The sequence below is a fragment of the Thalassolituus oleivorans MIL-1 genome, from assembly GCF_000355675.1.
GTDB lineage: Bacteria > Pseudomonadota > Gammaproteobacteria > Pseudomonadales > Oceanobacteraceae > Thalassolituus > Thalassolituus oleivorans.
The window spans coordinates 1857090-1882992 of sequence record NC_020888.1 but is presented as its reverse complement, the minus strand read 5'-3'; the positions used below and the strand labels follow the sequence as shown (position 1 = coordinate 1882992).

The 25903-nt window shown below is 47.4% G+C and carries 26 protein-coding genes; 20 read left to right on the top strand and 6 right to left on the bottom strand.

Going from position 1 to position 25903, the window contains the following annotated elements:
• Nucleotides 1-17: 17 nt before the first annotated feature.
• The gene (gene gorA, locus TOL_RS08450) at nt 18-1379 is read left to right on the top strand and encodes a glutathione-disulfide reductase (protein WP_015486904.1); all 1362 of its coding nucleotides are present in this window, start codon (nt 18-20) and stop codon (nt 1377-1379) included.
• Between the two features lie 93 nt (nt 1380-1472).
• Here the strand turns inward: gorA and rapA are convergent, their stop codons facing one another.
• Nucleotides 1473-4211 carry an RNA polymerase-associated protein RapA gene (gene rapA, locus TOL_RS08445; RefSeq protein WP_015486903.1) on the bottom strand — a complete coding sequence of 913 codons (2739 nt, stop codon included), beginning with the start codon at nt 4209-4211 and terminating at the stop codon, nt 1473-1475.
• A gap of 271 nt (nt 4212-4482) precedes the next feature.
• On the opposite strand from rapA, the gene pgm reads away from it, so the two are divergent.
• The 7 genes from pgm to TOL_RS18950 all read left to right on the top strand — a co-directional run bounded on the left by pgm (nt 4483) and on the right by TOL_RS18950 (nt 12643).
• Nucleotides 4483-6132 carry a phosphoglucomutase (alpha-D-glucose-1,6-bisphosphate-dependent) gene (gene pgm, locus TOL_RS08440; protein ID WP_015486902.1) on the top strand — a complete coding sequence of 550 codons (1650 nt, stop codon included), beginning with the start codon at nt 4483-4485 and terminating at the stop codon, nt 6130-6132.
• Nucleotides 6133-6146: 14 nt separating this feature from the next.
• On the top strand, nt 6147-7019 hold the full coding sequence (locus tag TOL_RS08435; RefSeq protein WP_015486901.1) for an ADP-polyphosphate phosphotransferase: 873 nt from the start codon (nt 6147-6149) through the stop codon (nt 7017-7019).
• Nucleotides 7020-7262: 243 nt separating this feature from the next.
• Nucleotides 7263-7907, top strand: a complete 645-nt coding sequence (locus TOL_RS18300) for a hypothetical protein (RefSeq protein ID WP_051052392.1) — start codon at nt 7263-7265, stop codon at nt 7905-7907.
• On the top strand, nt 7882-9861 hold the full coding sequence (locus TOL_RS08425) for a hypothetical protein (RefSeq protein ID WP_015486899.1): 1980 nt from the start codon (nt 7882-7884) through the stop codon (nt 9859-9861). The genes TOL_RS18300 and TOL_RS08425 overlap by 26 nt, the downstream gene beginning before the upstream one ends.
• 16 nt (nt 9862-9877) lie before the next feature.
• Nucleotides 9878-10846 carry an ATP-binding protein gene (locus TOL_RS08420; RefSeq protein WP_041588453.1) on the top strand — a complete coding sequence of 323 codons (969 nt, stop codon included), beginning with the start codon at nt 9878-9880 and terminating at the stop codon, nt 10844-10846.
• A gap of 13 nt (nt 10847-10859) precedes the next feature.
• Nucleotides 10860-12263 (top strand): TniQ family protein, encoded by a 1404-nt coding sequence (locus TOL_RS08415; protein ID WP_041588452.1) that lies wholly within the window; start codon nt 10860-10862, stop codon nt 12261-12263.
• Between the two features lie 173 nt (nt 12264-12436).
• Complete coding sequence (locus TOL_RS18950) at nt 12437-12643, top strand: osmotically inducible protein OsmC (protein WP_197537910.1); 207 nt, start codon at nt 12437-12439, stop codon at nt 12641-12643.
• Nucleotides 12644-12656: 13 nt separating this feature from the next.
• On the opposite strand, the gene TOL_RS19515 is transcribed toward TOL_RS18950, so the two are convergent.
• Nucleotides 12657-12833, bottom strand: coding sequence for a 2Fe-2S iron-sulfur cluster-binding protein (locus TOL_RS19515; protein WP_420823084.1), 177 nt, complete (start codon nt 12831-12833; stop codon nt 12657-12659).
• Nucleotides 12834-13532: 699 nt separating this feature from the next.
• Between TOL_RS19515 and TOL_RS19470 the strand changes: the two genes are divergently transcribed.
• From TOL_RS19470 to TOL_RS08345, 11 genes are all read left to right on the top strand, one after another.
• Nucleotides 13533-14267: a metalloregulator ArsR/SmtB family transcription factor gene (locus TOL_RS19470; RefSeq protein ID WP_041588851.1), complete on the top strand. Its 735-nt coding sequence runs from the start codon at nt 13533-13535 to the stop codon at nt 14265-14267.
• Between the two features lie 15 nt (nt 14268-14282).
• A complete protein-coding gene (locus tag TOL_RS08390; protein WP_015486894.1) occupies nt 14283-14747 on the top strand; it encodes an arsenate reductase ArsC in 465 nt (154 codons plus the stop codon).
• Nucleotides 14747-15466 (top strand): arsenical resistance protein ArsH, encoded by a 720-nt coding sequence (gene arsH, locus TOL_RS08385; RefSeq protein ID WP_015486893.1) that lies wholly within the window; start codon nt 14747-14749, stop codon nt 15464-15466. The genes TOL_RS08390 and arsH overlap by 1 nt, the downstream gene beginning before the upstream one ends.
• A gap of 10 nt (nt 15467-15476) precedes the next feature.
• The gene (gene arsB / locus TOL_RS08380; RefSeq protein WP_015486892.1) at nt 15477-16493 is read left to right on the top strand and encodes an ACR3 family arsenite efflux transporter; all 1017 of its coding nucleotides are present in this window, start codon (nt 15477-15479) and stop codon (nt 16491-16493) included.
• Between the two features lie 75 nt (nt 16494-16568).
• Nucleotides 16569-16991, top strand: coding sequence for an arsenate reductase family protein (locus tag TOL_RS08375; protein ID WP_015486891.1), 423 nt, complete (start codon nt 16569-16571; stop codon nt 16989-16991).
• A 33-nt stretch (nt 16992-17024) separates the two neighbouring features.
• On the top strand, nt 17025-17570 hold the full coding sequence (locus TOL_RS08370) for a sigma-70 family RNA polymerase sigma factor (RefSeq protein ID WP_015486890.1): 546 nt from the start codon (nt 17025-17027) through the stop codon (nt 17568-17570).
• A gap of 142 nt (nt 17571-17712) precedes the next feature.
• On the top strand, nt 17713-18711 hold the full coding sequence (locus TOL_RS08365) for a permease (RefSeq protein WP_041588449.1): 999 nt from the start codon (nt 17713-17715) through the stop codon (nt 18709-18711).
• Between the two features lie 12 nt (nt 18712-18723).
• Nucleotides 18724-18960 (top strand): thioredoxin family protein, encoded by a 237-nt coding sequence (locus TOL_RS08360; RefSeq protein WP_015486888.1) that lies wholly within the window; start codon nt 18724-18726, stop codon nt 18958-18960.
• A 2-nt stretch (nt 18961-18962) separates the two neighbouring features.
• Nucleotides 18963-19358 carry a rhodanese-like domain-containing protein gene (locus TOL_RS08355; protein WP_015486887.1) on the top strand — a complete coding sequence of 132 codons (396 nt, stop codon included), beginning with the start codon at nt 18963-18965 and terminating at the stop codon, nt 19356-19358.
• A gap of 27 nt (nt 19359-19385) precedes the next feature.
• A complete protein-coding gene (locus tag TOL_RS08350; RefSeq protein ID WP_015486886.1) occupies nt 19386-19811 on the top strand; it encodes an OsmC family protein in 426 nt (141 codons plus the stop codon).
• A gap of 45 nt (nt 19812-19856) precedes the next feature.
• Nucleotides 19857-20753 carry a cation diffusion facilitator family transporter gene (locus TOL_RS08345; RefSeq protein WP_051052390.1) on the top strand — a complete coding sequence of 299 codons (897 nt, stop codon included), beginning with the start codon at nt 19857-19859 and terminating at the stop codon, nt 20751-20753.
• A 400-nt stretch (nt 20754-21153) separates the two neighbouring features.
• On the opposite strand, the gene TOL_RS08340 is transcribed toward TOL_RS08345, so the two are convergent.
• Nucleotides 21154-21936: a site-specific integrase gene (locus TOL_RS08340; RefSeq protein ID WP_041588849.1), complete on the bottom strand. Its 783-nt coding sequence runs from the start codon at nt 21934-21936 to the stop codon at nt 21154-21156.
• Nucleotides 21937-22178: 242 nt separating this feature from the next.
• Here TOL_RS08340 and TOL_RS08335 point away from each other — a divergent pair, with 242 nt between their 5' ends.
• The gene (locus TOL_RS08335; protein WP_015486882.1) at nt 22179-22577 is read left to right on the top strand and encodes a TA system antitoxin ParD family protein; all 399 of its coding nucleotides are present in this window, start codon (nt 22179-22181) and stop codon (nt 22575-22577) included.
• Nucleotides 22578-23029: 452 nt separating this feature from the next.
• Here the strand turns inward: TOL_RS08335 and TOL_RS08330 are convergent, their stop codons facing one another.
• The 3 genes from TOL_RS08330 to glgP all read right to left on the bottom strand — a co-directional run bounded on the left by TOL_RS08330 (nt 23030) and on the right by glgP (nt 25892).
• The gene (locus tag TOL_RS08330; protein ID WP_231473339.1) at nt 23030-23542 is read right to left on the bottom strand and encodes a Tn3 family transposase; all 513 of its coding nucleotides are present in this window, start codon (nt 23540-23542) and stop codon (nt 23030-23032) included.
• Complete coding sequence (petA, locus tag TOL_RS08325) at nt 23533-24117, bottom strand: ubiquinol-cytochrome c reductase iron-sulfur subunit (protein ID WP_025265533.1); 585 nt, start codon at nt 24115-24117, stop codon at nt 23533-23535. Before petA ends, TOL_RS08330 begins: the two co-directional genes overlap by 10 nt.
• Nucleotides 24118-24203: 86 nt before the next feature.
• Nucleotides 24204-25892, bottom strand: coding sequence for an alpha-glucan family phosphorylase (gene glgP, locus TOL_RS08320; protein ID WP_015486879.1), 1689 nt, complete (start codon nt 25890-25892; stop codon nt 24204-24206).
• Nucleotides 25893-25903: the final 11 nt, after the last annotated feature.

Here is a 25903-nt window from a genome sequence, read left to right as displayed (position 1 = left end):
TCCAATCGAGGCAAGCAATGAATTACGATTATGATCTTTTGGTCATTGGAGCAGGGTCTGGCGGAGTGCGGGCATCCCGTATGGCGGCAGCTCGCGGCAAAAAAGTGGCAGTTATCGAAAGTCGTTATTTGGGCGGTACTTGCGTTAACGTCGGTTGTGTTCCCAAAAAGCTATTCGTGTACGCCTCTGAATACGCAAGCCACTTAAAAGAAGGCGCAGGCTTTGGTGTTCATGCGACGTTAGATCAATTCAGCTGGCCTGAATTACGCGATAATAAAACCAACGAAATCAAACGCTTAAATGGCATATATGACAATATGCTTAAGAATGCAGGCGTTGAAATTATTAATGGCACGGGCTCGATTATTGATCCTCACACAGTGGCTGTTAGCGAACAAAAGTTAACGGCAGAGCGGATTTTAATCGCAACGGGTGGCTGGCCTTTCGTCCCTAAGGTTCCTGGGATTGAATTCGCAATAACTTCGAACGACGTATTTTATCTCGATGAATTTCCACAACGTATCGTCATCGTCGGCGGTGGTTATATTGCTGTTGAGTTTGCTGGCATCTTCAATGGTTTGGGCGCTGAAACAACGCTCACGTATCGTGGCGAACAAATACTGCGTGGATTTGATAGTAAGGTTCGTGAGTTCGCCGCCAACGAAATTGCCAAGAAGGGCGTGCGCATTAGTACGGGTTGTGACATAGAAAAAATAGAAAAGCAGGCTGATGGCAGTTTGATTTGCGCATTCACTAATGGCGAAACGATCGCTTGTGATGCGGTCATGTATGCCACAGGACGCCGCCCGATGACCGATGGTTTAGGATTGGAAGCTCTTGGTATTGCTATGCGTGAAGATGGCACCATCATTACGGATGACCACTTTAAAACAACCGTCGACAGTATTTATGCATTAGGTGACGTAATCGGCACGCCGGCTCTAACACCTGTTGCATTGGCGCAGGGCATGACATTTGTTGCGCAGCAGTTCGACGGCGATGCCACTCCGACAGACTACAACACGATAGCCACAGCGGTTTTCTGCCAACCGAATATCGCGACGGTAGGGTTAACCGAAGAAGAAGCTGCATGCCAATTTGGCGGTGATGTCAGTGTGTTTGAATCTGAGTTTCGGCCAATGAAACACACGATGAGCGGCATGAGCGAACGCGCTTATATGAAGTTACTAGTACAAACCAGCACAGATAAAATTCTTGGTGCGCACATGGTCGGTGTTGATGCCGGTGAGATCATGCAGGGGTTGGCTGTGGCGATGAAGGCGGGCGCAACTAAAGTAATTTTGGATAGCACTATCGGTATACATCCAACCGCTGCTGAAGAGTTCGTTACCATGAGAACACCATCTCGCCAGTTGTGATCCTTTAGTTGTTTAGCAATAAAAAAGCCCGCCCTTATTGTGATGAATAGGGGCGGGCTTTTTGTTTTGTGCATCTTGTTCAAGCGACAAAAATTAACCGCAGAAAACCACTCGTACGCTATCGAGCACCAGCTGCGCATCTTCAATCGCAGCAAGTACCGCAGCGCGTTCAGTATCAACCGCAGCCAGCATGGCAGGCGAAATATTGCGGTTATGCTCGGCTAAGGCAACTAAACGTGCTTTTCTGTCTGTATACGCGACATCGGCTTTGTTGCGGGCGCGTTCAATCATTTTACCCAGCTGATTGCCGCCCATTTTCTCTAGGCGCGCGATGAGGGGCTTAATCTCGGCTTCTTTTTGCTCAAGTAAGCCTCGTCCTGTTCCGCGCTTTAGAGGTAGAACAAACGGTGCACACTCAGGCTCATTAACCTTTAGATCACCTTTCGGTGTCATGGTTAGATGCATAGCGTCAGGTGGTAGATAACGCTCCACACGCAATGCCTTAGGTGCTGGGCAGCGCGCAGCGAACTGCAACTGCAAGTAACAATCGCCGGTTTTGAACTCATGATTTTCGACATAGCCCACCGCGGCATTGCCTGCAGGTCCGCTAGTAATAAGCTCAAGCGCCTGATCAACAAAGGGGTGTTCCCAACTCAAGAATTGGACATCGTCGCGTGCGAGGGCAACCTCACGACGAGTCGTGGCCATGAAGCCATCTTCAGGTAGGTGCGGCATATCTGGTACTAGCATGTGATCGCCTGGGGCAATGGTTATGCAATCGCCGCCCAGTTCAATCAACTCAAGGCCAAAGGCATCGGCGAACAATTCAAGGAAGTCATTTAAGTCGGCTTCGTCTTCGATATGGGCAATGCTCATATCTCTGGCTAATTTACGTGCACGAGTAGGGTGGCAAGAATGCAACTCGAGCAAGCGATCACGACCAGTTTCCAATGCAGCCAGTAATTCAGTACGTTCAGTTGCTAGCTTCTGCGTTAACTCAGTAAGATCGGTCGCGTTGTTAAGCGCTGTCTCTATCTCCAAGCGATTACGTTCAAGTAATGGCTGAGCCGCAGGGTTAGGGCGGCTAAGCGCATCTAGCCCATCATTAAGCAAGGTTGCCCATTGCTGGGTGATGTGGCCTTCAAATACTGGGATGTGAATCTGGATATCGTGCTTCTGGCCGATACGATCTAGACGACCAATGCGCTGTTCAATTAAGTCGCAGTTAAGTGGCAAATCGAACAGAACTAAGTGACGGGCGAACTGGAAGTTACGGCCTTCGCTACCGATCTCTGAGCAGAGAAGTAGTTTTGCACCTTGTTCCTGATCGGCAAAGTAAGCAGCCGCACGATCTCGCTCCACTAAATCCATTTGCTCGTGGAATACCGCCACTTGAATGCCATGCTTCTCCCAAAGGTACGCTTCGATGTCGAGTACCGTCGTCGCTTTGTGACAGATCAGTACCACCTTATCGGTTGGATTGGATTTTAACAGAGCATTCAACCATTCGACGCGCGGATCCATGTCGCACCAGTTAGGCATATCCATTTCTGGGTGCAAACCCGGCAAGCCATCACCTTGGTAGTCTTCAGGGCATGGCAGTGTGGTGATGCTTGGAACGCGTTTAGGAAACCCAGTAACACCGTGACGGGTATTGCGATATAGCGCCCGGCCAGGTCCGTGACGATCTATTAAAGCATCCAGCTGACGATTGCGGTCGGCATCTGAACCGAGATCGGGTAACAATTCGAGCAAGTGTGTTTGCTGACTCGCGCTCAGCTCTTTATCGCTCGCAATCTCTGCTGCTAGTTCTGCAATTGGCTGATAGGCCTGTTGCTCTTCGATAAAACGATCTAGGCTCGTATAGCGTTGCGGATCAAGCAATCGCAGGCGCGCAAAGTGACCAGCAACGCCGAGCTGCTCAGGTGTTGCAGTTAGCAGTAACAAGCCTGGCGACTGCGTAGAGATATGCTCAACTAAGCTATAGCTGGCATCTTGGCCTTCTGGCGTCCATTCAAGATGGTGCGCTTCGTCGACCACCAACATATCCCAATCGCTAGTAAGGATTTGAGCAGCCACATCATCTTCGGTAGCCATCGATAGCGGGCAGAGAAATAGCTGGTCTGATTCAAATAGATCATCTTCCTCGGCAATGGCGGCACGGTTAACTACGGCGAAGCGCAAATTGAAACGGCGCGTCATTTCCACCAGCCACTGATGCAACAAGTGATCAGGAACCAGAATCAACACCCGTTGAATGCGCTGCTGTAGTAGCAAACGATGCAATATAAGGCCCGCTTCAATGGTCTTACCTAAACCCACCTCATCGGCTAGCAGTACGCGAGGGATGGCATCTTGGGTGACCTGTTCAGCAATATAGAGCTGATGCGCTAATAAACTCGTGCGAGCACCAAGCAAACCATAGAACGGACGCTGACGTAGCTTAGCTAAGCGCTGCAAGGCCGTTTGGCGTAATTCATAAAGGTTGTTGTTGTCGATTTGGCCGGTAAATAAACGGTCGGATGGGGAGTTAAGCTGAATATTGCCGCTTAGGTGCGTTTCAGGGATAAATTGATCGGCATCACCGTAGAAATAAATACCTTTCTGTTCCTGCACTTCGGTGATGGTCATTGCAGAGCCATCTTGCAGCGGAACCGTATCGCCAACAGCGAAAACAACGCGAGTGAGCGGGGCATTGTCCGCAGCATAGGTGCGACTATCATCAATAACTGGGAAGTAAACAGTTACAATTCGGAAATCGACACTCTGCACGAGTCCTAAGCCTAAATCCGTTTCAGCTTCACTGATCCAACGCTGACCAACGATATACATAACGACACTTTACCTAACTAAAAATAAGAGCCCTAAAGCCACAATTGGCAATGCCAGCGAAATCATAAATTGAAATCGGCAATGTAACAGTGACGAGGGATAATGGCGGCGAAGTTTATAGTAAAGTGGTGCAAATGCCCACTGCATGGACTGGAATGTGATCATTGCCGCCGTTGCCAACTCGTAAACTCCTCACCAGAAGGTACAATGGCAGTCATTGTAAAAATTAGCCCCGCACTGGAGGTGCAAGTTGAGTCAATCGAATACAGGCATGATCATTAATCCACTAGCAGGAAAGCTTCCTCCTGAAGAGATTTTAGTTAACGTCGCTAAGCTGGTTACTGCGTATTACAGCGAAGTCCCTGATCCTGCGATTGCTGCTCAGCGTGTTGCTTTTGGTACTTCCGGCCATCGTGGTAATTCATTCAATAAATCCTTCAACGAAGCCCACGTATTGGCGATAAGCCAAGCAATTTGTGAATACCGCAAGCTGCAAAATATCAATGGTCCGCTGTTTATCGGGATTGATACCCACGCCTTATCTGAGCCGGCGCTTGTTAGCTCCCTCGAAGTACTCGCCGCTAACGGGGTTGAAGTGATGATAGCTCCAGCAGGCGAATACACACCAACACCGGCGATTTCACATGCCATTCTTTGCTACAACTTAGGCCGCACCACCGGTCTGGCTGATGGTATTGTCATCACTCCGTCGCACAATCCACCGAGCGACGGTGGCTTCAAATACAACCCAACCAACGGCGGCCCGGCCGATACCGATGTGACCAAATGGGTTGAGCAACATGCCAATGCACTGTTGGAAGATGGCTTGCGCGGCGTAAAACGCATCTCTTACGAGAAAGCACTGAAAGCGCCGACAACGCATGTGTACGATTTCCTCAATAACTATGTAAACGATCTCGACAGCGTGATCGATATGGATGCTATCCGTAACGCCGGTGTGCGTATGGGCGTTGATCCATTAGGCGGAGCAGGGGTGCACTATTGGCCAGCCATTGCTGAACGTTACAAGCTTGATCTTACAGTGATGAGCCAAACAGTTGATACCACGTTCCGTTTTATGAGTGTCGATTGGGATGGCAAGATCCGCATGGACCCATCGTCGTCTTATGCGATGCAAGGGTTGATTGCGTTAAAAGACAAATTCGATATCGCCTTTGCTTGCGATACGGACCACGACCGCCACGGTATCGTGACGCCGAGCTCTGGCCTTATGCCGCCGAACCATTACTTGTCCGCGGCCATTAATTACTTATTTCAAAACCGCCCCGACTGGAAGCAAGATACCGCCATTGGCAAAACCTTAGTAAGCAGCCAGATGATTGATCGTGTGGGTGCAAAACTGGGTCGTAAGGTTGTTGAAGTACCGGTCGGCTTTAAATGGTTCGTCGACGGCTTGGTCGATGGTTCTTTGGGCTTTGGCGGTGAAGAAAGTGCAGGGGCGTCCTTCTTGCGCCGCAATGGCCAAGTCTGGACCACGGACAAAGATGGCCTTATTCCTGCTTTGCTGTCAGCAGAAATTATCGCTAAAACTGGGCGTGATCCAGCGCAGATGTACCAAGACTTAGCACGCGAGATGGGCGAACCCATCGAAAATCGTATTCAAGCGGCGGCGTCTCCGGAGCAAAAAGCCAAGCTGTCGAAGCTATCACCAGAGCAAGTGAAATCAACGTCGTTGGCAGGCGAAGCGATTACCGCCGTCCTGACGAAGGCACCGGGAAATGACGCCGCGATTGGCGGTTTAAAAGTGACCACGGAAAACGGTTGGTTTGCAGCGCGCCCATCGGGCACCGAAGATATCTACAAGATCTACGCCGAGAGCTTTAAAGGCGAGAATCATTTGCAGGATATTCTCAATGAAGCGCAGCAAATCGTTGATGCCGCACTAAGCCCTCAAGATTAAGACAAGGACGAAAAATGAATATAAAGACCAGCGAATTTAAAGTCCCTGAAGGCATCGCTGTGGATTTATCCAGGCTTCCTACTCAGGTTGAGCCGGTCTATCGAAGTAAAAAAGAATATAAAGAACTGTTAGCTGAACAAGTTGCTGCGCTAAGTGCGCAGCAACAGTTGCAATACGCCGATAACAGTCATTCTTTACTGCTTATATTTCAGGCAATGGATGCTGCCGGAAAAGACGGGGTCATCAAACATGTCATGTCGGGTGTTAATCCGCAGGGCTGCCAGGTATTTAGTTTTAAACACCCAAGTGCTCAAGAACTGGATCATGATTTTTTATGGCGCACCACTCAGTGCTTACCTGAGCGCGGACGTATCGGTATATTCAATCGCTCATACTATGAAGAAGTTTTAATTGTACGAGTGCACCCCGAAATTCTTAAAAATCAAAAACTTCCGGACAGTCTGCTAAATGATGATGCGATTTGGCCTAATCGCTATAAATCCATCGTTGATTTCGAACAGCACATGCATCGCAATGGCACTAAAGTCATTAAGTTCTTTTTGCACTTGTCAAAAGACGAGCAACGCAAGCGCTTTATTGACCGCATTGATCAACCAGAGAAAAACTGGAAGTTCACAATAGCTGACATCAACGAGCGGCAGCACTGGGACGACTACATGAGGGCCTATGAATCCTGCTTGAGTGCAACCAGCACAGAGTGCTCGCCTTGGTATGTGGTGCCGGCAGACGATAAAAAGAATGCACGCTTGATCGTTTCCCAAGTCATCTTAGATGCCTATAAAGATATGGATATGAAGTATCCAGAAACGAGCGAGGAGCGGCGACAAGAGTTGCTCTCGATCCGCGAGCAATTAATCAATGATTGATGCTGGTAGTAAAGGGATGTTTATTGTGTGGGAGTGCGACGAAGTAATGCTGATACTTCCGGTGTCACATAAAAATCTTTAAAAATCATAAAGTTATAATTTTCACCGTTTTTTTCAGCAAACAATGTATCAACTTTAGTTCCAAAAATCAGAACTAAAGTTGCATCATTAAGGCATCTTAAACTAATGTTGATACGAAGCTGCTAGGCCACTAGGCTAGCTGCGTGTCCTTGGGGTATCTGTATGCAAACAAGCAAGCAGTCACCAAAGGCAAAATTACGCAGTTCAATTTTTGCCTCCTACAGAGCCAGAAAACACCGGCTCAACAATCTTTGGCTCGTATATAGCCCAAAAACAGACTCAGACTGGGTAATCAGTAGTGACAGACAACTGATTTACTGGTTGGTCGTTCTCGAAGCCGATCCCTCAATCGTCGACTTTGTCATTGCAGATAAGGGGTCCGCGACATCCAAGAGAGAGCCCGCGCATCTTGCGACAGTCCAGCTCGCTAGCGGAGTTACTGAGATGCACTTCACGTCTGAGCCTGAAGATCCAGGACATGCTCAGTATAAAGTTTTCAGCCCTATGGACCTCACTGCGAAAGCCAAGCTATCTGTTAGATGGATGAAGGCAATTAGTTTTGCGGCAGCAATCCGCCAACAAGAATTATCGGTTCAAACCATGGAGATCTTATCCGTAGTCACTCGATTGGGCAGTGGTACTATCGGTGAGTTGGTTTCCAATTTTTCCAACATACAAGTTGATATTCTAATTGGCTTGATTGTGCGGATATCCGCTGCTAGCACAATTCGCCTCGATCTTACAGATAACTCGATATCCTATTCCACTAGGTGGGAAAAGTATGAGCCAAAAACAAAAGTGGAGTAGGAGAGAGCTTAATGCCATAGACAAGGCAAGCTGGCCAACAGTTAGGGAGGATAGCCTGCCTATCGATATGGCAGAAAAATTCCGGTCCAGAAAAACGGCGGTAAACTTATACATCGATGGAATCTCTACAAAAGACATTGAGGCAAGAACAGGCATTATTCGAAGTAATCTTCCTCGGCTAATTAAACGATGCATGAATGTTCATCCTGATGGCAGGGTGTGGGGATACAGAGCACTAATCCCGAACATAAGAGTAGCGGACTACATTAGAACAAAACCCGCTGGTATTAAGCGCCCTCAGCAAAGAGGTGGACATTCGGGGGCTCTTAGAGCATTGCTCAATGAACACCCTGGACTGTATGAAAAACTTGTAGATTTGATACTAAAAAAATCAAAAGCTTTACGCATTAATGAGCACAAAATATCTGGAACGATCTTGCATAAGATATTTCTTGATAGCCTTCCTGGCTTTGGGGTAAGTAAAAATCAGTGGCCTTACACGACGTTAAACCTAGGGCGCAGAAGTATTCAGCAATTCATGAAGGATATTGTCAGCGAACACTTTTCTAAAAGCGTTTCAGCAACAGGAGAATCAAACGCAAAGGCTCATATGCCTCTAGGTACCGGGCACAGTAGGATTTTAGCTTTCAGCGAACCATATGATGCAATTGAAATTGACGCATATTCAATTAATGCAATGCTATGTGTAACGTTCAAAAACCCAGAAGGAATTGATGTCGAAGTTGTATTGGAGCGACTATGGCTAATAGCTGCTGTGGATCATGCATCAACAGCGGTTCTTGGATACGAATTAGTATATAGCAGTGAAGTATCTGCTGAGGATGTTGTTAGACTAATATCCCGATCTGCCAGTCGAAAATGGCAACCTAAGGATCTCCACATTAAAGGATTAAGATACCCGGAGTCCGGTGGTTTTCCGAGCTCAGAAATTAAAGACTGTTATTGCGCAGCCTGGAGTTGTTTGTTACTTGATGGTGCACTTGCTCACTTGTCTACATCTGTACGAGAGCATGCCAGGAGAAGACTAGGATTCATACTAAACTGGGGGCCCGTAGGGCACTTCGAGCGGCGCCCAAACGTTGAGAGATTCTTCAAAGGGCTATCAGACAATGTATTCCGAAGACTTCCCTCTACAACAGGCAGCAACCCTGGAGTAGGCAGGGCAATTAATCCGGAAGAAAAAGCAAGAAAATACAAAATTAATGCTGAGGAAGTAGAGAGCCTAGTAGACGTCTACATAGCAAGTCACAATGGAACTCCGACAGAGGGGCTAACCTTTCTATCCCCATTAGAGTTTATTAAGCATTTCTCAGGCCTTGGTCCAGAAAAATTTATATTTAGGCATACCTTACATGATGGTGAAAGCTCCATCGCCATTCCCTCCGCTATGACTTGTACAATAAGAGGTAATATTAAGCAGGGCAGAAGGCCATATATACAGATCGACAGAGTCCGTTACACTAGTGCCGTATTAAGCCAAACACCCGCTTTAATCGGAAAGAAAATCTCTATCGAGATTGATGAAGATGATATGCGCCAAGTTAAAGCATATCTTACCAATGGCGCAGAGTTAGGGTTTCTAAAGGCAATTGGGCAGTGGGGCGTAACCAAGCATAGCAGAAAAACGCGGAAAGCGATTAACTCCTTAATTCATAAAAGGATACTTTCCATTGCCAGTATGGATGACCCGGTTCAAGCATACCTGCAACACCTTGCCTCTATCGATCAGAAGAAATCTCAAAGCACCCCTAATCCCAGTTGTGCACTAAAGGCCGCTAGAGTCGCGAAGGAATCCGGCATACAACCAAAAATAACGAATCGACAAGAACCGAATAACATTAGCGCTAAAACATCCAGGGTTAATGATAAGCCTGATGAAGTGATAGGTGAATTGAAGCTCGACTTAAACGCACTGGTGAACAGGAAACGTTAAAAGTAGGTATAAGCATATGGTGGCAGACGATACTCTTTCTTCAGATGAACGAGAAACCATACGGCGATCACATCCTATTGCAGAACGAAACTACAAAGTTCTAACCCCTACTATAGAAAATACATACAAAATAATTCGCGACAGAGTCGGAATGCGCCGCACAGGAGCGCTTTTGTACGCTGCACCAAGAACAGGAAAAACAATGTGCGCCAGCATTGTAGAAGTTCTATTGAATCATGAATTCGATCATACATATGTAATTAGATTTACTGCTGACAGCAGAGGATCAGCTAGAAATGATGTTGCGATTGTTCGCGACATACTAGAAGGCGATGGATTAATTTTCAGAACCCAAAAATACCAGGACTTACTGTCAAAACTTATAATCCATATAAAAACAATGACTAATTCAATTGGTGGCAATCAATTCGTATTGATCATTGATGAAATGCAAATGCTTTCTGAAGACGACTATCGCGTTCTCCTGGTATTGCAGAACCGCCTGGAGCTACACCACATCTCGATGACCACCATTGGGTTTGCACAGCCAGAGATATTGGAGCGAATTTCAGCAATGATTGTGACTAAGGCATTGAACTTAATTGCGAGATTTCTTTGCGAACCTATTCAGTTCGAAGGCTGCAATGAAAGCGACATTAAGAATATACTTTCAGTCTATGATAATGAAAAACGTTATCCTGAAGAGTCTCAATGGACATACACACGATTTTACTTCCCTCAAGCATATGAGGCAGGATTCAGACTTGCCAACTTTGAAAGGATGATCTGGGAAGCATTGTCAGATGCCACGAGACCACTAGGTACCGCATCCATCCCTATGGAGTACCTTACTAGGACCATAGAATACATCCTTATCGCGAATACTCGTCACGACTCTCCATTCTTTTTGCTAAACAAATCAATTGTTGAATCCGCCGTAAGGGCTAGTGGGTTAGAAATATTTTCTGGATTGATGTCAACATAACGAGGTGAAGAAAATGAAAGACAAGCTGACATGGGATGTTCGATTTCCGCTACCATATGAGTCATCGTGGAGTATATTTTCTCGAATTCAGATGCTAAATCTCATTAATCCAAATAGGTTATTCGAAATAATTAGGAAGCCAGAGATAGTAAATCCATGGGAAATAAATCTAAGGTCAAGCAAATGGCTAGACTTCAAAAAGCTTTCAGAACTCCTAGGCGTGGATGAACGAAGATTAAGAGAAGGATTCCTGGATCAGATTGGTTTTGAAGACTCCATTACTTTAAGAAGTCACAATGGGATTCGCTTTTGTCCAGACTGTCTACAAACCGGGTATCACAGTGTGTTCTTTGATCTTGATTTTATCGACACATGTCCCATTCATGAAGTAGAGCTAAGCAAAAGATGCGTGAAGTGCGAAAACGCCATATTAAGGTATGGGGCTAAGTATAGCGACACACAAGACAGCAGGGCTGGGATAAGCCCTTTTTGGAAAACATCTTGCGGGCACGTATCATTTGATTTAAAAGAAATTCTAGAAGCGTCCAGTCCATTGGAAGCAACATCAGTAGGGGATAAAATAGTCACCTGGTGGACTGCAATAAGATCGAAGCTACCAATGGTTCAGCAATCATTTGAAAATTGGATAGACCTGACCAATTACCAAAAGTCGATTGTCTCCGCAATTGCTAATATTCATAAAAATAATATTATCAACGTATTTGACAAGCCAAGCGGCGGTGTTGACTATATCTATGTTATAAATCGACCGCCTGGTATAAATACAATGGAATCGGATATTTCGGCATTAATCAAGTGCTACAAATCAATCCGGCGGCATATCTATAAGACATGGATTAATAAAGATCACAAAGCCTGCTATGCCGAGCTGCACGGCCTAAGTAGGACTGAAAGACTCGCAATTCCATTAGAATACGTCTGCCCTATGTCGTTGAGTTATATAATATGGACGACTCAAATAGAGAGGGAAATCAATAGGGAGTGCATTCAAAACTCTTACCTCTTTCAGCAAGGAGAATGCAACTTCTGCAACTACGCAATATCTCAATTTTACTCGATAGTTGGTCTTATATTGAGTTCATCGCAAGCAGGAGAGAGCCTGATGCTTATAAAAAATCAGGGTTACAGATTGAGATATCATGGCATAGCTTGTTCAGATGAGAATGAATTGCGCGGATTTCTAGCATTTCCAGCCAAAGATTACCTAGCGGGAGAATCGCTGAGAACTTGCAATTATCGAAGAGACTGTAGCATTAGCATGGCAGACGATTATTTCATTGACGAACTATATAATTGGGCCTGGTCATCTGACATTCTAAGGGATGAGAGTGTGATGTTTCGAATCAAGACAACAAAGAAGACTCGAGGAATTCGTTATAATTACATAAGCATATAAAGTAAGTAATAGCAAAATAGCATCATTTCCACCAAGCCCATTGAAAGTGACCGTATAAGCTGACTTCAACGTGTTAACCAATTGATACTCCCTAGAATGTCATGGCTACAGATTAGGGAATTGAGCACGTAACACCGATCCTGCAATTTGATCTCCATAATGTTGAAGTACTAGTGCACTGTATCCGCAAGATTGTTCCGCCGGGCATGGAGTCGGTTGAATATGAAATTATTGTTGATACCGACGAGTCGGATCGCCGTCTCGAGTTGCTGCACGATAACGTACGCAAGTACGGAACGGTGTTTAACACCGTTGCACCGGGCACTTACTTAAAAGGTACGCTAACGCGTAGATGTCAACAAGGCGCGGACTCAGACTAAGTCCGGCAGCTTGTCAGAGGCTGATCACCAGATCAGACGCCGGGCGACTGCAACAAGCCAGCACAACGGCATCGTCGCCGCTCTGGCTGCCGCTGACGTCACCCAGGCTGACGGTGATGCGGCAGCGGCCACAGGTACCGTTGCGGCAGTCGGAATCCACCGGCGCGCCCATGGCTTCCAGTACATGCAGCAGCGACGGAAACCCCTCGGCGTTGAGGGGCTGGGTATCCCACTACACCTGAAAATTACCGCACTGGCTGGATGGGGCTGAAAACAGTTCGAAATGCAGCCGGGAATCCTCCACGCCCAGTTCATTCAGACCGGCTATCAACTCATCGGTCATAGCCTGGCCGGTACAGAAAAAATAGTGGGCGTCCTGGCCGCAAAACTTCCGGCGATTTCGTCTGCCAGAGCCTGCTCGCGGGAAATGGTGCCTAGCGGACAGTTGACAGTGATACCGACGAAGAACTGAGCAGCTGATTCAAGTAACAGCTAAGGCAGACAGCATGATCTAGAGGCCATGAATGGCCTCCTTTTACTTAAGGTAGAATATGAAACACACAGAACTTGAAATGCCTGGCCGATATCACGGACATCCGAACAGGCTTCGTAATCTCCCCTTAAAATCCGCATAGATTGATTTCGCCAGGAATGTTGCTCGGGAAATTTTGGCTTGTAAGAAGACAACGCATTCAAAGAGCTAAAGCCAGAAAAGAGCTGCAAATTTTATCAGACGCTGGCTACGGGCGATCAGCCAGTATGGACGGCATTTAAAGGATGCGGCTTCTGACTTTGACTGACGCTTGATGCACCCATCATCCATATATATGGATTTTCATATATTCAAGTGTTAATATTTGCCGCCTCAACCAAATCATTGGTACCAGGCATGAATGTACTCTTTGTTTGCACCGGCAACTCCGCCAGATCACAAATGGCAGAAACTGTGCTTCGCAGCATGGCACCGGATTCTTTTACGGTGGCAAGTGCTGGCACATCACCGGAAGGGGTTGATGAACGTACTATTGCGGTTCTATGTAAGGCGGGCTTTGATACCAGCGGCTTACGCTCCAAAAGCGTGGATGAGTTTGCCGGACAAACTTTCGATTACGTCATTTCACTCTGCGACAAGGCCCACCAGGAATGTAAACACTGGCCGCATGCCGGTGTGCTGATGGCATGGGACTTTCCCGATCCGAAAGAAAGCACTGATCCGCTGGCTTTCACCCGCACTCTGCAGGAAATCAGCGAACGTATCCGTCTTTTTGTTCTGGTTCACAGCAAAAGTCCCTCTGTAGTCGCGGCTACGTTGACCCCGCTCGAGTTCTATAAAGCACTGGCCGACGAAACCCGTCTGCTGTCGCTGCTTCTCATCACTCATGAGAGGGAGCTTTGTGTGTGTGATCTGATGGCTGCATTGGATGAATCGCAGCCTAAAATATCGCGTCATCTGGCTCATTTGCGCAAAAGCGGCATTTTGCTGGATCGGCGTCAGGGGCAGTGGGTGTATTACCGTCTGCACCCAGAGTTACCAGAATGGTCGAGCAATATTCTGCGTTTAACCCTTGAACACAACCCCGATTATCTGACGATGGCGCTAAAGCGTTTGTCGGCCACCTGCTGAGTGAGAAACTATTCCATGAAAATTCTGTATATCTGTACCCATAACCGCTGCCGCAGCATTTTATCGGAAGCTGTCACTAATCATCTGTCCCAAGGGGAAATTGAGGCCCGTAGCGCTGGCAGTCAGCCAAGCGGTGAAGTGCATCCATTATCTCTGAAGTATTTAGCCGAGGCGGGGATTTCTACCACCGGCCTGAAAAGTCAATCCTGGGACGAGTTTGAGGATTTTGCTCCCGACCTGGTCGTCACTGTCTGTGATTCTGCGGCGGGTGAAACCTGCCCTGTGTGGTTTGGCAAGTCACTGAAGGTTCACTGGGGCCTTGAAGATCCATCCAAGCTGGATGGTACAGAAGAAGAAAAAGCAGCTGCCTTCCGCCATACCATCCGCTTAATTGAGGAACGAGTTCAGGCTTTACTGACAATATCAGAACTCACTCCTGCCGAGTGGCCTGCAGCGCTTGATGCTCTGGGGGCTCACTGATGAGTCGGGAAGATATGAGCCTGCCAAATCTGGATGAAACTCAGTTTCACATCCCATCATCCGGTGCTTTCAGTCGCCAGTACTCAACGCATAAGCCGCGTTTTTTGTTGCTTTACGGATCGTTAAGAGAGCGTTCTTTCAGCCGTCTGGTGGTTGAGGAATGTGCCCGTTTGCTAACTCGTATGGGTGGTGAGGTCCGTATATTCGATCCGCAGGGATTACCCTTGCCAGACAGCACAGATGATCAGCATCCCAAAGTGAAAGAACTCAGGGAGTTGGTAATCTGGTCGGAGGGGCAGGTCTGGTGTTCGCCGGAACGGCACGGTGCGATGACCGGGATTATGAAAGCCCAGATTGACTGGATTCCGCTGTCCCAAGGTGCAGTGCGCCCGACCCAGGGTAAAACCCTGGCGGTTATGCAGGTCGAAGGTGGCTCTCAGTCATTTAATGTGGTGAATCAGCTACGGGTGTTAGGCCGTTGGATGCGCATGATTACGATCCCTAATCAGTCATCAGTAGCCAAGGCGTTTCTGGAATTTGATGATAACAACCGCATGAAACCTTCCGGTTATTACAATCGCATCGTCGATGTTATGGAGGAGCTGATGAAATTCACATTGCTCACCCGTGACAACAGCGACTATCTGGTCGACCGCTATTCAGAGCGGGTAGAAAGTGCTGAAGAACTTATGAAACGCGTTAATCAACGATCGCTTTAGGAGAGTGTAAATGGGCCTGTTTGAACGTTATTTATCGGTATGGGTGGCGTTGTGCATAGCTGCCGGTGTGTTGCTGGGGAATCTGGTTCCTGGCGTGTTTGGTCAGATAGCGGTGCTTGAATATGCACACGTTAATCTGGTAGTTGCCGTACTCATTTGGCTGATGATCTATCCAATGATGATCCAGATCGACTTTGGGGCCATTAAAGATGTAGGCAAAAAGCCAAAGGGGTTGATGCTGACACTGGTCATCAACTGGCTGATCAAGCCTTTTTCTATGGCTATGCTGGGGTGGCTGTTTTTTAAAGTCTTCTTCGCAGGCTGGGTCGACCCACAATCTGCCGGGGAATATATCGCTGGTATGATTCTGCTTGGCGTTGCTCCCTGTACCGCGATGGTCTTTGTCTGGAGTCAGCTCACCAAAGGTGACCCAAATTACACGCTGGTTCAAGTTTCGATCAACGACATCATCATGATTTTTGCCTTTGCACCTCTGACGGCATTTTTGCTTGGAATCAGCGACATTCAGGTACCTTGGGAAACATTGCTGCTGTCGGTTGTGCTGTATGTTGTATTGCCACTGATTGCTGGCGCGGTTACCCGTAAAAAACTGGATAAGGCAAGCGATCATAGTCGTCTTAATGGATTTGTTGCGATGCTGAAGCCATGGTCGATCATTGGCTTGCTGGCGACTGTCATTTTGTTATTCGGTTTTCAGGCTGAAACCATTATTGAAAAGCCGCTTATTATCGGCCTGATAGCGATCCCATTACTGATACAGACCTATGGCATTTTCGCGATTGCTTACATTGCGGCAAAGCAGATGAAGCTGCCACATAATGTAGCCGCTCCTGCCTGCATGATCGGTACGTCCAACTTTTTCGAGTTGGCGGTAGCGGTGGCTATATCGCTGTTTGGCCTGCATTCCGGAGCGGCACTGGCAACGGTCGTTGGTGTGCTGGTTGAAGTGCCTGTGATGTTGTCGATCGTGTGGTTCGCGAATCGCACCCGCCACTGGTTTGATTAATACGGATACCCGGGAGACATTTATTCTCCCGGGTGCTTTCGAACTTCATATGTTTGTAGATGGGGGTGCTTCAGCGTGATCGTTATTCACCATAATCCAGACTGCGGTACATCCCGCAACGTTTTGAAAATCATTGAAGATTCAGGGTATCAGCCTGTCGTCATAGATTACCTTTCCATTGGCTGGACCCGTGCGCAGTTGCTCGGACTATTTGCTGCCGCCAATTTGACACCCAGAGAGGCTCTGCGTGAAACAAAGTCACCCGCCGATCAGCTTGGCTTGCTTGATCCAGGTGTTACGGATGACCAAATACTTGATGCCATGCTTGAGTACCCGGTATTAGTTAACCGACCTATAGTCTGCTCTCCCAGCGGAGTTGAATTGTGTCGTCCGAGCGAAAAGGTGCTGAATCTTCTCGAGTCCTGGCCATCCGGGCCTTATTTTAAGGAAGATGGTGAAATGATCATCGATGATTCCGGTCGCAAGGTTGAGGATTGATTTCTTCAATTGGCTGGATGTGGAGATAAACCGATGAAGAGCCTGGTACGCACTATTCGCCTGCATGAGCAGGAGCTTAGGCAGTTTATATACCAGCGTGTGGCCGATAAGGCGTTGACGGATGATCTGACCCAGGAGGTATTCCTGCGGGCCATCGCTCAAGGCAATGGTTTTTCTGACATTCAGAATCCGCGCGCTTGGCTATATCGTGTTGCCCGTAATGTATTAACAGATCACGCACGCCGGGTACGCCCCGTATCTGAGCTATCCGATGACTACTTGCAGGAAGAGCACACAAGCGACACTGTCGATTTGTTGAGCGAGTGCGTGGAACGGAATCTGCAGAATCTGGCGGCGTCCGACAGACTGATCATTGAACAGTGTGATCTCAAGCAGCAGACGGTAAAAGATTATGCCGTGGCTAACGGCCTCTCGCTTCCTGCCGCCAAGGCCCGGCTATTGAGGGCTCGCCAGCGCCTGCGCGACTCTATCATCAACCGCTGCGACGTCAGATTCGATGAGCTGGGTAACGTTTGTGATTATCAGGTGCCGGAATCCCATGGCCGGATGAAGGACTAGTCAAGCCAGACGTCTGCCAGGCGTGCACAATCTTGCTCTTCATCATCGCCTTACAACTCCCGTAGCTTGTATATTTACACAACTTTTTATGCATCCTTTTGGCAGGTTGTGCGTCTACTTAGAAAAGTACTGGGGTTATGCGATGTTCAAGGTATTTACCGATTTTGCCGATTGGCTGGTGTTTGGCATATTAGGGATGGCTGCCGACAGTAAGGCTGGTGACGCGCTTCATTTCTTCGTTGAGGACGTCAGCAAGATTTTTGTTCTGCTGCTGGTCATGATATATGCGATCGCCCTGCTGCGTGCCTCGTTAAATGTTGAGCGGGTAAGGGACTTTCTGGCTGGCAGAAATCGTGGCGTCGGCTATCTGCTGGCCTCTGGCTTTGGTGCCATTACGCCGTTCTGCTCCTGTTCCAGCATTCCCGTTTTTCTGGGGTTCAGCTCCGCCGGTATTCCAGTGGGGATCACCATGTCTTTTTTGCTGACCTCCCCCCTGATTAATGAAGTGGCCGTTCTGTTGTTGCTCAGCCTGTTGGGCTGGAAATTCACCGTACTCTACGTTGTTGTCGGCATGTTGGTAGGAATGCTGGGGGGCTTGTTTCTGGACAGCATCAAGGCTGAACGCTGGTTACAGTCTTTTGCCGCCAAAGCGTTGGAAAATGCCCGTCAGAAAGATACTCCAGAACTGCAGTCCTCGCCAGAGGTGGTTGCGATCACGCTGAATGAGCGTCATCAGTTCGCTAAAGAGGAAGCACTGGAAATCTTTGCGCGCGTATGGAAATGGGTTGTTATCGGCGTTGGCCTTGGCGCTGCCCTGCACGGTTTTGTGCCCGATGGCTGGATAGAAAAATATCTGGGTGCCGGACAGTGGTGGTCCGTTCCGGCGGCGGTTTTGGTGGGGATTCCTCTGTATTCGAATGCTACCGGGGTGATCCCGGTGATGGAAAGTCTTATCACTAATGGCCTGCCTATCGGCACCACTCTGGCATTCTGCATGAGTACCGTAGCTGCCAGTTTTCCTGAATTTATTCTGCTGAAACAGGTTATGCAGTGGCGCTTACTGGCGATTCTGTTTGCGATGCTGCTTGTGTCATTCACATTGATCGGATGGATCTTTAATGGTCTTTCATTTCTTTTTTAATAGGAGTGCGTGATGAAAGTATTCAAAGTGCTGGGAACAGGCTGTGCAAAGTGTAAGAGTACTGTGCAACTTATCGAAGAGACTGCAAAGGCACAGGGAGCCGAAGTAAAGGTAGAAAAGATAGAGGACCTGCCACAAATCATGGCGTATGGTGTTATGTCGACACCGGCTGTAGTGATGAATGAGACCGTTATTCACAAAGGCAGCATCCCAGACCGCGCAACTGTTATTAAATGGCTGGAGTCCTGATCATGAGTGCTCCGGATGCATTACCTCAAGCCACAGAATACTGTCCGACTACAACTATGAAACGCCTGGGCGAGAACAATATTCTGATTGTCGATGTACGCTCTGTTGAAGATTATTCGTTGCTGCGACTTGATGTTCCTGAACAAATACATATTCCTTTGGAGCAGCTTGAAGAGCGTTTTACCGAAGTACCAGCCGGACGGGATGTTATTGTAGTGTCGGTAGACGGTTCCCAAAGCCTGAAGGCAACGTATTTTCTGATGTATCAGGGGTATACCTCGGTTGCGAATATGAAGATGGGTATCCGTCAATGGCTTAAACGAGACTTTCCGGTAACCGGTGATATTGCAGCATGGCAACAGAAACATCCGGCTGACCACTCAGAAGGCTGCTGTTGAACTTTGTAATAAACGCAGGGTATTTTCATGACTAATAATCAAAAGAAAATGACATTTGATGTTGTCGCGACACGCACGGATGCACACGGCAGCATTGCCCGAACGAAATCAGCCGAAATCATGCTGGATACGGATCTTGCAGGACGCACTGACGCGTTTAATCCGGCTGAACTCCTGCTGGCCGCATTGTCGGCCTGTATGATCAAAGGTATTGAGCGCGTAACACCGATTTTGAAATTTGATCTGCGCGCTGTCGAAGTAAAAGTGCACGGCATCCGTCAGGATGTTCCGCCGGGCATGGAGTCGGTTGAATATGAAATTATTGTTGATACTGACGAACCGGATCGCCGCCTCGAGTTGCTGCACGACAACGTGCGCAAGTACGGAACGGTGTTTAACACTGTGGCTCCGGGCACTGAGCTGAAAGGCATCATGCGCCGTCGCACAGAATAACTGATACAGGAAGCACAGCGCTTGTCTCATCTCCATGGTGGACCTATGTCCTCACACCAACATGCCCCTATACGTTACGGGCGGGTCTTCGCTGTTGGAGTGTTGCTCAATCTGGCCTTCGTGCTTGTAGAGGCCTGGTATGGCTGGAAAGGCGATTCCCTGGCCCTACTGGCCGATGCAGGCCACAACCTCAGCGATGTTGCCGGGTTGTTGCTTGCCTGGGCAGCGTTTGGTGCAGCAAAGTTTAAGCCAAATGCGCGACACAGCTACGGTTGGCGTAAGGGGTCCATCATTGCCAGCTTCATTAATGCAACCATACTGTTAGCAGCAATGGGGGCGCTCGCTTGGGAAGCCGTGGGACGGCTGACCACTCCTGCCGGTGTAGACGGCATGACCGTCATTATTGTCGCGGCGATTGGCTTGGTTATTAATTCAGTCACCGCCTGGATGTTCATGCAGGGCAGTCAGCAGGATCTCAATATTCGGGGGGCTTTCCTGCATATGGCCGCTGATGCACTGGTATCGGCTGGCGTCGTATTTGCTGGTGTTCTTTATTTATGGCAGGGCTGGAGCTGGCTTGACCCGGTGATAAGCATACTCGTTGCGTTGGTAGTGATGATCAGTACCTGGTCATTATTTCGGCGCTCATTGCATTTGCTGTTTGATGGAGTGCCTGATGACATTGATCTGCCAGCGATCCGTGCTGGACTGCAGGCACTTAAGGGAGTGGCGGCGGTACATGACCTTCATATTTGGGCCATGTCGACTACCGAGAATGCCTTAACCGCTCATCTGTTGATGATAGATGGGCAGTCACATGACGATCTATTGAGCCGTGCGACTGATCTTCTGGAAAGCGAGTTCGGACTGCATCATGTGACCCTCCAGCTGGAGCATTATGAAGGCGGAGCGTATCGGGAATCAGAGAATTGTGTGGATTGAAATATTTTCGACTCATATAGAGTGTAAGTAATTATCACGACCTTAGACCAGCTACTGCCTTGGAATGCTGGTCTGGATGCGGGCTCAAAATAAGTGGCGCAGTATCGATAAGGGCAAGCGGATCAATTTATTCACATAAGCTTTGTACACTCTATGATAATCGCCCATATACGTTACCATCTTTATATTCAGATCATCATTTTCAAGCGCGTGAAAACAAAGTCCGAATCAAGCTTTAGTTACCAACTTTTTTTACAGATTACAGCAGCTCTCACGGAATTATTATCCCGGCATTTTGCCCTTGCTCCCCCAGCGTGTGGAAATACAAGCAGACTATTGCCTGTATAGGTTTTACTGATGGGTGTCCGGGATTATTGAACCACTACACACAGTACCGATTCTATTGCTGCCTGGAGAGACCTGCCAAAGCGCTCGCAATGAGTTCTTCAGGGGGCTCTTCATAGATGATTGTCGTGGATGGATTAACGTGACCAGCGACTTTCTGAGCTACCTTCACAGACTTTTTCTGATTGTGAATGATGTCCGTTATGACCGAGCGTCTACCGCTGTGCGAGCTCGCTTTTTCCACGCCAGCCCAGTTTCGTAGCATATGAGCCATATGCTCCTGCAAAGTATTGGGGGAATAGGGCGTACCTTTCTGCGAGAGAAAAAGAGGGTCTGAAGGGCGCAGCTTAGATTCTTTGCTCATTCTCCTGCGTAAATGTGTCTCGAGGCTTCGACGTAGCTCATCATCAATCAAAGGCAGATCTCTCGACTTTCCGCGATGCTTCTTTTCCGGTGGATAAAAGTCCTTGGGATTAACCGCTACCCCAGCCTTTACCAAAGACTCTATCTGCTTGACAACACTATCAAAGGCGTCAACGGTGAAGCTAAGCGACTTTCGCGTGTAAGTAGATTGAGATCGACGAACAGCATTGGCACCCTTGGTATAAGCGGCAGGCAAACTCATGACCTCTAGCAATTTGAAGTCAGTGCCGGTTGGATTTAACTGGGCGACCTCTTTAATCTGAAGCAGAGCAATCTCCTGAGCTCGCAAACCAAGCCTGAAGGAGATTTGCATGATGGCCAGGTTCTTCTCTGGGTGGCGATGAGTTTTTATCACAGAGAAGAGTTCTTGCTGCTGCGAAGGAGATAGCACTCGGGCTTGACCAGACTTCGCCATAAGGGCATCCATAAATAATCCGTACAAATGCTATTTTAACGGATTATTGTGAAAAATGCTTTCCTTAATACGCCAGGAGCTCTACGCAATCTGAATGTTCTAAGGTTACCCTATGCGTACCGAGACCTTTTGTACGCAACCAAAAGTGGCAATAGACTGGTGGCGATTCAGTGTGCGGTAGCCAGCGAACCCATGATTGCCAGCCCTGCAAAACGCTGACATAGCTAAAGAGGTAGCTCATTATGATCAAAGCCACATCCTCTGTAAGACTGGAAAGTAGTCTTATTAACGCAGCGACAATCGCTGGCATCCCTCTGAAACGCAGCGCAGCAGAACAGATTGAGTACTGGGCGGAGATTGGCCGCAAAGTTGTCAAGGCAGTTGATCCGGAAGTCCTGCTAGCCGTACAGAGTGGACTTGCGGTTCTTCGTATTGAACCCACTGCATCTTCTCCTATAGATACAAACGAAGTATTCCCAGTCGATCGACCCCATAATTCGGGGGCTTTAAGAGAAGCGATTGCCGCAGGCTCCGTACGATACCAAGCATCAATCTCAAAGCCAGGTTATTTGGAAGCTTGTTATCCTGATGGACATATTGAAGTAGGACGTTTTACTAACGGACGATTCCTCCCGGAGTAAACTACTGCGACTCACTTCCTCTGGCGATCATCACCATGCAATAAAACAGAGTCGAAGCGAAGCTACTGAACTAAAGATGATACTTGGAGGAAAAAGGTCGACGTATCAATATTAGTTCCGAATCCGTATCAACTTTACTTCGTCGGACTGTGGGGGATTGCGGTGACCGGGTGTGAATTATTGCTTACTATTTCCGATAATTGTTATTATCGGAATCTAGGTAAAACCCAAACCCTCATTGGATATTATCGCTCCAGGTTTGGTGCTATGGAGCACTACATTAGGGAAATCCTAAACAAAACACGAAAATCAACGATAGGTTTTCGTAAATAACGTTTAAATACAATAAGTTATATAGTATTTGTTTTCCCGGAACGATGCTAAAAATCGGTGTTAAATCTGGGAAAACGAGGAGAGTGGCGGCCACTCTCCTGTAAAACAGCGAAGATCGATTATTCTTTGATCAGGTCTGGATCAAGGATTTTTTGTAGATCTATCTGTTGAGAGTCTTTTAGCGAGTTCTGTGAAAAATCAAATTCGCCATGAAAGACAAAATGTTCCCATGCCAGCATAGACGACGCCTTAATCTTCTTTAGTAGCAGGGAATACTCAACATCTGTTTTGGCTTCTGACAGACGTTTGGAGAGATACATAAAATTCCAGCAAACGATGACATTTTTAAGTAGTCGCTTGCAGGTCTCTGCGATCTCCTGATCTTCTTTAATTGTCTGCACATAATCTGCTCGTCCAATGGCCAGCGCTCGATCAAGTTTATTCCCTGCCTCCCCTTTATTTAACTGGCGGTGGATGGCTTTTCGCATACCCACGTCGTCGGCATACCGGAGCAAGAACAACGTTTTTGGAATACCTCCAAATGCTTTTAGTGCTTCGTAAAGAGGGTTGTTTTTTGAGTATGAGTTCATTCGTTTGAAGATTTGAGACGCTGTAACTTCGCCTAGCTTAATTGACGCGCATAGACGAAGAATATCTTCCCAATAATATATGTATGTGGTGGTACGATGAGGTTGGTAGGCGCGGGCACACCTTTATAAACGCGGCCTGCAAGATCAAATTTCGAACCGTGGCAGGGACAAAAGTACAAGCTGTGAATCACACCTATCATTCCGTTCGCCCGATACTCCGGCACACATCCTAGATGCGTACAAATACCCACAACAATTAAAATCTCTGGCCGAATACTTCGCGTGTTGTTTTTGGTATATTCGGGCTGATTATTAATGTCAGATGCGGGATCACGCAGTTGACCAAGGTGTTCTTCGCTTTCCAATATGGCGAGACTCTCTTCAGTTCGACGTAATAAGAAAACAGGTTTACCCTGCCACGCTACACTCACCATCTCTCCCGGCTCAATTTTATCGACATTCACTTGCACCGGTGCGCCGATGGCTTTCGCCTTGGCGCTGGGCTGCCACGATCCAATAAAAGGAATCGCCGCCCCCATCACACCGACTCCTGCAACAAAACCGGTGGCGACGCCTAAAAAGCGTCGTCGATTGTCATTGGGTTCTTTACGTTCCACACTTTCACCTTGTTATACAGACAAATTGTTGGGATTGTCTGGTCACTCTAAAACATCTTATTGTGAGCTCACTGGACTTTTTACTACTACAAATACGCCTCGCACACATAACGGCGCATCATGCGATGACTGTTAAAAAACGTTCCATTTTTTTGAATACAGATTTTCATCATTTTGACCCAGTCGGAGCGACGCTCGTAATACATTGGCAAAGCATCACATTCGAGCTTTTGGTAAAGGCTTAACGCATCGTTACCGTTTTCTGATTCCGAGACACCGCCAATAGCCCAACCAGTTTGTCCCTCGACACATCCCTCTATCCACCATCCATCCATGACACTCAAGTTGGCAACACCGTTAATAGCCGCTTTCATTCCACTGGTGCCCGAGGCTTCAAAAGGTCGTAACGGCGTGTTTAGCCAGATGTCACTGCCCGCTACGAGCAATTTGGCTTGTCTAATATCGTAGTTTTCTAAAAAAACAACAGGAATATCGCCTCGAAGCGACTCACTGAGAATATGCAATTGTTGGATAAGGTGTTTTCCATCAAGATCATTTGGGTGCGCTTTACCACCAAGGACTATCTGAAATGGGTACCGGGCCGCTATCTGCTTAAGGGTGTCGATGTTTGTAAACAATAAATCCACGCGCTTATACGATGTCATTCGTCGAGCAAACCCTAGTACCGGTAAATCATTTTCGAGTAATACGTTTTGAGTTTGATTAATATGATTGATCAACTGAGTTTTTGCGGTTTGATGGGCCTCCCATAATTGATCGCATGGGATTACATCAACGTTTCGTAGTAATTCAGGCTCATGACACCAACCAGGTAAATACTCGTCAAACAATTCAGCGAGTTGCGGGCATACCCATCGATGTGGATGAATGCCATTTGTAATCGCGTGAATACGGTAACCAGGAAACATCTCACGCGAGACATCAGCGTGTTTTTTTGCCACGCCATTCACGTATTGACTTCCGTTCAATGCCAAGCGCGTTAAATTGAGACTTTCGTCGCCAGCCATTTTTTTAAGAATAGTTACTTCGATTTCGGCGCCAATCACGTCCTCCACTAAATCGTAACCAAAGCTGTCATGTCCTGCACCAATCGGAGTATGCGTCGTAAAACAACATAAATCTCGAACACGCGGTAGGTCAAACGGAAACTCGCCAGCCTTAACATCATCCGACCGGAATGGAAATTGTTTAAGAAGTTCGGGAACCAAAAGTGCAGCATGCCCTTCGTTCATATGGTATCGAAACACACTAAATCCCAAGGACTGTAGAATCCGTTTTCCTCCTATACCTAGAATGGCTCCTTGTTTTAATCGGTAACGTGAATCACCTCCATATAAATAATGCGTTAGTTTTTGGTTTTCGGGAGTGTTTTCATCAAGATACGTATCCAACAACAAGATAGGTATGGTTCCATTCATATGTCCGTTGAGTTCGTACAACCACGCTCCGATCCAAACGTCTTCGCCATCCAAATGAATGGACGTTTTTACATGTAAACGAGTTGCATGCTCAGAAGGCTCCCACGTTTCGGGTGATTCCGTTTGCCTACCGTGCAAATCAAGATGCTGACGAAAATAGCCTTCACGACTTACCAAAGTCACTCCTACCATTGGCAAATCCAAGTCGGCTGCGGACAACATGGAGTCGCCAGCAAGCACGCCTAATCCCCCGGAATACGTCGGCAAATTTTCATGCAACGCGATTTCCATGGAGAAATAGGCAACACGAGATTTATTGATAAAGTCGTTTAACATATTTTCGTCCT